The organism is Actinosynnema sp., from assembly GCF_052038725.1.
Genome location: NZ_JBQGCX010000827.1, coordinates 1 through 2,366, shown reverse-complemented (window position 1 = coordinate 2,366; position 2,366 = coordinate 1). Strand labels below are relative to the sequence as shown.

Here is a 2,366-nt window from a genome sequence, read left to right as displayed (position 1 = left end):
CACCTCCCAGTCGATCGCCGAGGCGCGCAGGTGCTGGTTGTGCGCGAACACCAGCGTCGGGCCGCGCTCGGTCAGCGCGCGCAGGTTCTCCGCCATCACCGAGTCCCGGATGCCACCCAGCCGGGGGAACCGGTCGGGCCTGTCCTCCGCCATCGCCGCGTGGTAGGCCAGCAACCCCGACGCCACGCGCAACCCCAGCTCGACGTCCCACCGCTGCTCGGGCGTCCGGTCGGCGGCGCGCGCCGCGGCGTCCCAGCGCAGCTCCTCCACGACCACCCGCAGCGCGGCCACCCTCGGGTCGGACCCGATGGAGCGCGACGGGGCCCGCGCGGCGGCGGGCTCCACCCACGGTTCGTCCGGGCCGAGCAGCTCGTCCACGTGCGCGGGCAGCGGGCCCTGCCAGGCCAGTTCGAGGGCCGCGCGGGGGCTGTCGGCGGCGGCCATCTCGGTGGGCGCGTCGAACCCGGCGAACCCGACCGGGTCGTGCGGGTGGGCGCGGTTGTGCGCGGCGAGCAGCCGCAGCAGCTCGGCGGACCCGGCGGCCTCGCCGAACCCGTGGCTGAACCCGTCGCGCAGCACCTCGGCCTCCTCGCCCGCGCCGGTGCGCACGTGCTCGTCGACGAGCCTGCCGCGCAGGCAGCAGCTCTCCACCGACACGGTCCGGTAGCCGTGGTCGGCGATCAATTGGCCGAACAGCTCGTTGCGCACCGCGGGCAGCGCGGGCTCGAAGTGCATCGCCTCGCCGAGCGCGAGCAACCGCGGCGCTCCGAGCAGCGCGGTGACGTCCAAGTCTTCGGGGAGCATGACGCCCTTCCTGGGGTGCGGTCTCAGTCCCCTTCGACGCTATCGTTGATGTGACGGTGTGGAGTTATGCCAAGAAAAAGCAGCTCAATACCCCAAAAACCTCAAACCGAGGAGAGGGCCGATGCGCACGGTCGACCTGGCGCGGGAGCACGACCTGTCCACCCAGGCGGTGCGCAACTACGAGGCGTCCGGCGCCCTCCCCGAGGCGGAACGAGCACCCTCCGGCCACCGCCGCTACACCGAGCGCCACGCCGCAGCGCTGCGCGCGTTCCTGGCCCTGGCGGCCGGTCACGGCCACGCCGTGGCCACCGAGATCATGGTCGCCGCGAACGAGGGCCACCTGGAGCGATCCCTGGACCTGATCGACCGGAGCCACGCCGCGCTCCTGGCGGACCGCGCCGCGCTGGACGCCGTGGCCGCAGCCCTGACCACGCTGACCACCACCCCGCCCCCGTCCCGCACCCCGCTCCCGGTGGGCGCGCTGGCCCACCGCCTGGGCGTCCGCCCGGCGACCCTGCGCCGCTGGGAGTCGGAGGGCCTGCTCACCCCGGCCCGCGACCACGCGGGCCACCGCGCCTACCACCCGGAGGACGTCCGCGACGCCCACCTGATCGCCCAGCTCCGCAAGGGCGGCCACCCCCTGGCGCTGATCGCCCCGCTCCTGGCCGACCTGCGCACGGGAACCCCGAACTCGGTGGCCGCCGCCCTCACCACCCGCAGAACCCGCCTGCACACCCGAGCCCGCGCAATGCTCACCGCCGCCGCCCGCCTGGACGCCTACCTGGCGGTTCAGGGCTCCCGGTAGGGGCCGCGGGCGTGGAGGTCCGGCGCGCCCCGCTCACCGGGCAGGCCCCTGGGCGTGTTTTTCGCAGCAGGCCCGTGACCAGCGCCGATGCCCACGTTTTTCACCCGGTTCAGTGACGCCTCGGGGGTCGTTCGGCAACCGCCGCCCGGCCGAACTGTCGGACCGCCTCCCTACTCTCCGCGCTGGGACGAACACGAGTGGGAGGAGCAGGGCGTGGCAGGGGGTTTCTTCACCGACGGGCAGGGACGGGTCAGGCCGATCCGGGGCAAGGCCGGTGGCGCCGGGGCGACGGTGGCGGCGGGCGCGGTGGTGGTCGCGATGCTCTCCTCAGGGGCAGGTGGCGCCGGTGGCGCGGCAGCGGCGGGAGAGGTCGCAGCCGGGGAGGTCGGGCTGTCCTCCTCGCAGTTGCGAGCGGGCAAGACCGAGGGCAGGAAGTCGGCGCGCAGGGGCGACGCCGAGGGCGCCTGGCAGCGCTTCGGCCTGAGACAGGTCAAGCGGACCGCCCGCCAGCAGGGCGACTGCCTGCTGGCGTCCCACGGCCAGGTCCGCGACTTCTTCACCCGGCACCGCTGCACCGCCCTGGACCGCGTCCTGTTCGCCGTGGCCGACGCCGAGGGCCGCACGGCGGTGGTGTCCGTGGCCTGGGTGGGCCTGGCGGACGCCGGTCGGGCGCGCGAGTTCACCGCGCTCGTGGACGAGCACGGCACCGGCGACATCACCCCGCTGGGCGCGGGGCTGCTGGAGCTGGCGGACGTGG

The 2,366-nt window shown here is 75.0% G+C and carries 3 protein-coding genes; 2 read left to right on the top strand and 1 reads right to left on the bottom strand.

Translation table 11 applies throughout. From position 1 onward, the window contains the following. Positions 1-804: erythromycin esterase family protein (locus tag ACTUAL_RS17015; protein WP_440900957.1), on the bottom strand; the 804-nt coding region annotated here is incomplete at its 3' end. Positions 805-925: 121 nt separating this feature from the next. On the opposite strand from ACTUAL_RS17015, the gene ACTUAL_RS17010 reads away from it, so the two are divergent. Beyond that, on the top strand, positions 926-1,609 hold the full coding sequence (locus ACTUAL_RS17010) for a MerR family transcriptional regulator (RefSeq protein WP_096494480.1): 684 nt from the start codon (positions 926-928) through the stop codon (positions 1,607-1,609). A gap of 213 nt (positions 1,610-1,822) precedes the next feature. Continuing rightward, positions 1,823-2,366: hypothetical protein (locus tag ACTUAL_RS17005; protein WP_440900956.1), on the top strand; the 544-nt coding region annotated here is incomplete at its 3' end.